This window comes from Gluconobacter sp. (genome assembly GCF_047723935.1).
In the GTDB taxonomy this organism is placed as follows: domain Bacteria; phylum Pseudomonadota; class Alphaproteobacteria; order Acetobacterales; family Acetobacteraceae; genus Gluconobacter.
This window is the reverse complement of sequence record NZ_JBDOBO010000103.1, coordinates 1-7,158: the sequence shown is the minus strand read 5'-3', so window position 1 is coordinate 7,158 and position 7,158 is coordinate 1. Positions and strand designations below refer to the sequence as shown.

At 53.0% G+C, this 7,158-nt stretch carries 6 protein-coding genes; 2 read left to right on the top strand and 4 right to left on the bottom strand.

The window, feature by feature from the left end:
* Positions 1-14: 14 nt before the first annotated feature.
* From ABF979_RS15750 to ABF979_RS15740, 3 genes are read right to left on the bottom strand one after another with little or no spacing between them, the layout of a single operon-like run.
* Entirely contained in the window at positions 15-392 is a 378-nt protein-coding gene (locus ABF979_RS15750; RefSeq protein WP_415560657.1) for a hypothetical protein, read from the bottom strand.
* Positions 393-406: 14 nt separating this feature from the next.
* A complete protein-coding gene (kdpA, locus tag ABF979_RS15745; protein ID WP_415560656.1) occupies positions 407-2,113 on the bottom strand; it encodes a potassium-transporting ATPase subunit KdpA in 1,707 nt (568 codons plus the stop codon).
* 2 nt (positions 2,114-2,115) lie between these two features.
* Entirely contained in the window at positions 2,116-2,187 is a 72-nt protein-coding gene (locus tag ABF979_RS15740; protein ID WP_415560658.1) for a potassium-transporting ATPase subunit F, read from the bottom strand.
* 311 nt (positions 2,188-2,498) lie between these two features.
* Between ABF979_RS15740 and ABF979_RS15735 the strand changes: the two genes are divergently transcribed.
* A complete protein-coding gene (locus ABF979_RS15735; protein ID WP_415560655.1) occupies positions 2,499-3,842 on the top strand; it encodes an outer membrane beta-barrel protein in 1,344 nt (447 codons plus the stop codon).
* 847 nt (positions 3,843-4,689) lie between these two features.
* Here the strand turns inward: ABF979_RS15735 and ABF979_RS15730 are convergent.
* A complete protein-coding gene (locus tag ABF979_RS15730; RefSeq protein WP_415560654.1) occupies positions 4,690-5,154 on the bottom strand; it encodes a DUF1348 family protein in 465 nt (154 codons plus the stop codon).
* 108 nt (positions 5,155-5,262) lie between these two features.
* Between ABF979_RS15730 and ABF979_RS15725 the strand changes: the two genes are divergently transcribed.
* On the top strand, positions 5,263-6,213 hold the full coding sequence (locus ABF979_RS15725) for a GlxA family transcriptional regulator (RefSeq protein WP_415441214.1): 951 nt from the start codon (positions 5,263-5,265) through the stop codon (positions 6,211-6,213).
* The last annotated feature ends 945 nt before the right edge of the window (positions 6,214-7,158 follow it).

The following is a 7,158-nucleotide window of genomic DNA, read 5'->3' as shown; positions in this document are numbered from 1 at the left end:
ATATCGCTGCCTGATTACTGAACAAATCGCTCTCCGGTAAACCCGGGGCAGTTCAAACTGTCGGCCTGCGCCTTACCGCGCCCTTCCGCCACGGCTTCGGCGAAATTAGCGAAGAGGAGCGTAAACCAGAGCCAGAGATTGATCTGGATCGCAAAGCCGAGATGTGTTCCCCCGGCGACTATGTCCCGTATGAGCAGGACGGTCGTCAGAATGGTGACGACCTCCACGACAAACATGACCGGGTTACGCCACATGACGCGTGGATCGAGCTTGCGAAAGCTCTCTCTGATAGCAGGCAGCAAAAGCGACGTCTGCATCAGGCTGCCCTGACTACGATGTTCCGGCTGCCGACCGCCATGCGTAGCTTCGGAATGAGGTAAATGGAATACCATGAACGGTGCGCCTCTTAGAACAGGGTGCCGCGCAGCATCGTAAGATGCTCGACGATCGGCCCGAGAGCGAGTGCAGGAAGGAAGGTGAGACCACCCACGATCAGGATCACGCCTATCACGAGGGCTATGAAAAGACCGGTATCTGTCGGGAACGTGCCCGGCGTGGGAGCTGCCGTTTTCTTCGCAGCCATTGCCCCTGCGATGGCTAGCACTGGAATGATGACGAAGAAACGGCCTGCCATCATGCCAATACCGAGCGTCACGTTCCAAAACGTATTCGCCGTCAAGCCGGAGAACGCGCTACCGTTATTCGCCGCCGCCGACGTGTATGCGTAGAGTGCCTCGGTAAAACCGTGCGGACCACTGGCCGACAGAGCAGACAGGCCCGACGGCACGACAACGGCGAGCGCGGTGAAACCAAGCATAACCAAAGGCAGACATAGGACTGCCAACATCGTCATTTTGATCTCGCGCGCCTCAATTTTCTTGCCCAGATATTCCGGCGTGCGTCCGACCATCAATCCCGCCATGAAAACGGCAATGATGGCAAACAGCAGGAAACCATAAAGACCTGAACCGACACCGCCGAAGATTACTTCACCCAGCATCATATTCACGAGCGGCACCATTCCACCCAGTGGCAGAAAACTCTCGTGCATGGCGTTGACGGCACCGCAGGACGCATCGGTTGTTACAGTTGCGAAGAGTGCTGATCCTATAATGCCAAAACGCGTTTCCTTCCCTTCCATATTACCCAGAGAAGGATCAATTCCGAGCGCATGCAGCAGAGGATTAGCATGGGCTTCAGACCAGTAGGTCACAGCGGCGCCGGTAAGAAACAATGCGGCCATCGCGGAGAATATTGCCCATCCCTGACGCTCTTTGCCGACCATGCGTCCAAACATGTTGGTCAACCCTGCACCCAGAGCAAAAATGGCGAGCATCTGCACAAAATTCGTCAGCGCGTTCGGATTTTCGAATGGATGGGCCGAATTGACGTTGAAGAAGCCGCCTCCATTGGTGCCAAGCATCTTGATTGCTTCCTGGGAAGCAACGGGACCGAGCGCAATTGTCTGGTGCGCACCCTCGACCGTCAGGGCGGTAACAGAACCGGCCAGAGTCTGCGGAACACCTTCCACTACGAAGAACAGGGTCAGGATTACACAGATCGGCAAAAGGACATAAAGCGTCGTCCGCACGAGATCCGCCCAAAAATTACCGATCGATGAGGCGCTCCGGCGTGTAAAACCACGGATAACAGCCGCCGCGATCGCAATACCTGCTGCTGCCGACACGAAATTCTGCACTGTCAGGGCCAACATCTGGCTGAGGTAGCTCATGCTCGTCTCGCCGCCATAGCTCTGCCAGTTTGTATTCGTCAAGAAACTGATAGCCGTATTATAGGCAAGATCGGGTGCAACCGCTCCCATGCCGTTAGGATTGAGTGGCAATGCACCTTGAAGGCGAAGCAGAGCGTAAACCACCACAAAACAGATGATCTTGAAAACAATAATTGCGAGAGTGTATTGTGACCACGACTGCTCCCGATCGGCCTGTATGCCCGCGACACGATAGATGCCGCGCTCGACGGGGCCAAAGAACCGTCCAAGAACATGTTGTTCTCCTTCGAGAACACGTTTGAGGAAACCACCAAGCGGCCTCGTCATCGCAACAACGCAGATGAGGAATGCCATGATGGTGACCCAGCCATAGAATGACATTGTCAGAATTTCTCCGGTCGCAGGAGAACCGCCGTCATATAGGCTAGCAGGCCACACGTGACGACGCTGGCCATGATGAGTTCAAAGGTCATGATCAGACCCTCGTGCAAATGGAAATGTAGGCAACGCATATGCCGAAGCCACACACTCCAAGAGCGAGATACAGAATATCCAGCATGCGAGAATGCTCCTTATGTGCTTCTCGAAGTATCGTGCTGGACCGCATAGGAATGACAGATAATACTGCAGCAATTTTTATAGGAAAGTCATAGGAATTCATCAGAAAATAGAAGTTTTCTTGTTCTTTCATCTTGTCTGGATGCCACTTAGAGAACTAGCTCCAAGACATAACTTTCAACAAATAATTATCAAGGATACTGACCGTATGGCCCTTACCCGCAGAAAACTGGCCGGTTTTTCCGCGCTTACCCTCGCATCCTTCGTCGCTTCACAGGCCGCCACACCGGCTCATGCCGAATGGCACCCGTTTGCGACAACCGCAACCAAAAGCGAGGGCTTTTCACACTGGCTGTCTGATATTACCCTGACCGGACTGATTGATGGTGGCATTATGGCCAACCCGGCCCGCCCCACCGATGGTTATAACTACGGCAACTTCTTTGCTGACCACGCCAATCAGGCGCAGCTTAATCAGGTGGTGCTGACGCTGCAAAAAGCCAACACAGGCGATGCCAGCGAATATCAGGTCGGCTTCACCCTGCAGGGCATCTACGGTTCGGACTCGCGTTATTACCACCTTGTCGGCATCAGCGATCAGGAATGGAACGCCCGTTACCAGCTCATTCCCGCGCAGGCCCATGTTGATGTGCATCTGCCCTGGGCCACGGATGGCGGTCTGGACATGCAGGTCGGTATCCTTCAGGCTCCCATGGGTGTGGAAGTCATGGACCCGACGGCACGCCCCTTCTATACGCTGGCATATACATCCCAGTATTCCGTGCCTTTCGAGCATGTGGGCGCCATGTTCAACTGGCATGTCAACAAGACCGTGGATGTCACCTTCGGGATCGACACCGGCAATCAGGTCACGTTTGGCTCGTCTGACAATAACTCCCGTCCTGCCGGGTATTTCGGCATCAACCTCAACAACCTTCTGGGCGGTAAGCTGAAGATTGTTGAACTGAGCCGTGTCGGCCCGGAAAACCCCACGAGCACGGTTGCTGGTTATGGCTATACAGGGCGCGTGTCCAATCAGGCTGAACGCTTCTGGAACGACATCAACGCGACCCTGCAGGTCAATGACCGCCTGAGTGTAACGGCGGAGTTCAACTACCTGCATGATCAGGGTACGCGCACACCGTATGGTTCCAACGGCCCCCTCAAATCGGCAGATGCCTGGAGCGTTGTCACCTTCCTGAGCTATGTCGTCAGCCCCAGCGTGACCTTCAATTATCGTGGCGAACTCTACCGCGATAACAACAATCTGATGGTTACGACCTTTACTGGCGATAACTCATATATGAACGCCATCGCGGGCCGCGGTTACACAACATATCCAAACGGTGGCCAGGCCAGTGATCGTGGCACCATTTATGGCGAACTGACGCTGGGCATCAACTACCACCCTGATCTGGGCAAGCATGTGCACGTGTTCGCCCTGCGGCCTGAAATCCGCTTTGACCGCTCACTCAACAACACCCATGTCTTCAACGACGGTCGTAACAACGGCATGTTCACCTTCGGGGGTGATGCCATGATCGGCTTCTGATTTAGCGCCACATTTGCATTTGTTGATGAGTTCTGAATCTATGGGCAACAATGATTCAGGATTTTATAAACAGTGGTTCATAAGTTGAAGAGACGCTGAGCCTGTGGGCATCTGGGCTTCATGCAGCCAAGAAACGGATTATTCCGCTGTTTACTCAGAGGCGTGTTACAGATTCAGTTGGCGCCTTGCTTGATGTCCTGATTGGTGAAAGAGGATAAATCCGCTTGTCTCATAGGAATGACGAGCTAAGCAAAGACATCGGTAATTCCCCAATTTTTAGTCGGCACCAGACTGAGAGTTCAGTTGGCCTCTTTTAGGCTCAGGACACATTGTTTGAGATAAAAGATGAAGGCTGCAACGATATGGATCGCGGACATGATGGTAAGTCTTACGCTAACGATAGGCTTTCTGCATATCTTTCCACTGAAGACTGTTACGGATTACGCAAACCACCCCTATCAGAAAGAAAAAACACGTCACTCACAGACTCCCCCTCGATTGGCAAGCCCGTGAATCACAATAGATCGTTCAGTCCAATAAGTTAATAGATCCTGAACCTAGCACTAAAGTTGCAATTTATTTTTCGAGCCAGAAGCATAAAGAATTTAGGGCCTTTCGAGAAGCAGATCACCCGAAATTCGAGCCTTCCGATAAGCATTGAAACCATAAACAATTAAAGAACAAAATGAACCGCAACTGTAGCGCTAGTGCTTGAAGTGGGAGACATAACATTCGAGACGCTGGCACAGAACGTCACAGTTGCCAACATCATGCTATCTAATGGAGATGTTAAGGAATTGGATGCAAGACGTTCAAGTCCACGCCATAAGGACGCAATGCCGGACCGTTACAATCCCAACGATGAAAGGCCTATATGGCTACCCGGACGCGGTCCTTCCGGCCAGAGGAATAGGCGGTCAGTTGCTGAAATAGGTTGGTCGTTGATTGACGCAATGCGGTAACGCATCAAGCCATCTCCATCGAACTCCCAGTTTTCATTTCCATGAGACCTGAACCACTGCCCGGCCTGATCCTGCCATTCATAAGCGAAACGAACAGCAATCCGGTTGTCCTGAAAAGCCCAGAGTTCCTTGATGAGCCGGTAATCCCGTTCGCGCTCCCATTTCCGCGTGAGAAAGGTGACGATTTCCTGTCGTCCATTGATGAATTCCAAGCGATTGCGCCACTGGCTATCAAGTGTATAGGCCTGCGCCACTTTTTCGGGATCCTGACTGTTCCATGCGTCCTCAGCGAGGCGAACTTTTTGAACAGCAGTTTCAGCATTGAAAGGAGGATAGGGAGGGCGGGCCATTTGAAATTCCATTTGTGGTTCTACAATGAATTAAGAGTGGATCCGATGCCTGTCAGTATTTTCCAAAAGAGCATTTGACGAAAGGACAATGATCCCTCATTTTAAGACATGCCTAAACAGATCGGTGTTCTTCTCTATCCAGACTTCCAGTTGCTCGACGCTGCCGGAGTAATGGCCGTTTTCGAGATCGCCGGTGCATTTGGTGGCACTCCATATGAGATGACGCCCCTGTCCCAATATGGCGGCAAGGTTCGCTCTTCTTCGGGGATGGTCATTGAGACCGTTCCACTTGCGGCAGCAGTACCCTTTGATACGCTTGTCGTGGTCGGAGGAGAAGGTCACAAACAAGCCATGACTTGCCCGGAATTGCAGATATTTATACGTCATCAAGCCAACACTGCACGACGGATATGCAGCGTGTGTACAGGGGCGTTCCTACTGGCAGCTTCAGGCCTGCTCGATGGACGCCGTGTGACCACGCACTGGCAACAGGCCAACGCCATGGCAGAACAGTTTCCTAAAGTCCAAGTTTTGGCAGATGCCATTCATGTTCATGATGGTCTGATCTGGACTTCTGCTGGTATCAGCGCAGGCATTGACATGGCCCTTTCTCTGGTGAGCGAAGATCTTGGTGCGGATATTGGACGTCGCACAGCGAAGCAGATGGTAGTTTTCTATCACCGTCCCGGCGGGCAGTCCCAATTCTCTGCCCTTCTCGAGATGGAAAGCACTCAGGAACGCTTTTCCGGGCTTCTAGGATGGATCCGATCAAACCTTCAAGAGCGTCTAACCGTGGAAACTCTTGCTAATCAGGCAGGTATGAGCCCTCGGAACTTTTCGCGCAGTTTTCGGACAGCCGTGGGAATGAGCCCAGCCAGAGCGGTCGAACGACTACGCCTGGAAGCCGCACGGGAGCGTGTCGAGTGCTCCACGATCCCTATCGAAGCCATCGCTACCATGACCGGCTTCCACGATCCTGAGCGGATGCGGCGTGCATTCGTACGTGAGTTTCACGAGCCGCCGCAGGCTATGCGAAGAAATGCAAATACCACACACTAAACACTTCTCGGCAGAAAATCTTCAAACGGAAAAGCTTACCGTTTCTGCAGCAAAATTTTCCGACGTCGGCGGCAATCTCGGACAAACAATTTGACTGGAGCGGGTCGCCCCCACATGCTGGAACTTTCCAAATCCACGCACAGGTCCGGCCTTTGGAGCAGGAGACAGCTTGTTCAATCTGGCATCTTTCAGAATACGCCAGATATTGTCCCGTTTCAGGTGTGGCAGGAATGCCGCACGACGAAGGTCGGATCATCCAGGCCAAAGCCAGTCGAACGCTGGAGTTGACAGACAATAGCACGCCCCTCCTCTCAGGCTTTCCAGACCAGTTTCAGGGGACGGCCGCTGCGGTCCTAGCAGGAATCTGAACCACACCTGCGCCACTTGCGACCGTTTCATGGCTGATCCCGTAGCATCTAGCCATCACGGATGTCGGTTCCGGTGAGCGGGCAAGTTACCCCAGACGGCCGGTGTCGTGCGTGCCTGCAGGTGGATATGAAGCATCATTTGGTCTCCCTGAAAATGGAAAAAACCATGGAGCGTAACGCAGTATTGCCCACGCCACACCATCCCAATGACGTCTCGCAACCTGACAGCTTAGTATGGGTCTAACAATTTCGTAGCCTAATGTCCCTTCAACGATCAATCGAGTATCCATCACCATCAACTCTCAGAGCCGCCCTTCGTTGGAACATGCGTCCTAGACCAAATACCACCTCAAGCGTTGACTTGGTACGCTAGGCGGCGTGGACGAATTGGTTGACGCAGCGCGAAGGGGTTGATTCAAGGCTTCCTTTTGGCGGGTTTGGGCCGAGGTGATCTGAGTGAGGCGGAGTGGCGTGTTTTGAAGGGCTTGCTGCCGATTGAGGCTGCGAACCGGGGACGCGGATGCCGTCCGGAGCATAATCGCTCAATTATTAACGGCATACTTTGGCGCCTCCGCTG

Excerpts from the sequence above, each read along its gene's own strand:
- ABF979_RS15750 (WP_415560657.1), bottom strand. The coding sequence starts at position 392 with ATGGTATTCCATTTACCTCATTCCGAAGCTACGCATGGCGGTCGGCAG.
- kdpA (WP_415560656.1), bottom strand. The coding sequence starts at position 2,113 with ATGTCATTCTATGGCTGGGTCACCATCATGGCATTCCTCATCTGCGTT.
- ABF979_RS15735 (WP_415560655.1), top strand. The coding sequence starts at position 2,499 with ATGGCCCTTACCCGCAGAAAACTGGCCGGTTTTTCCGCGCTTACCCTC.
- ABF979_RS15730 (WP_415560654.1), bottom strand. The coding sequence starts at position 5,154 with ATGGCCCGCCCTCCCTATCCTCCTTTCAATGCTGAAACTGCTGTTCAA.
- ABF979_RS15725 (WP_415441214.1), top strand. The coding sequence starts at position 5,263 with ATGCCTAAACAGATCGGTGTTCTTCTCTATCCAGACTTCCAGTTGCTC.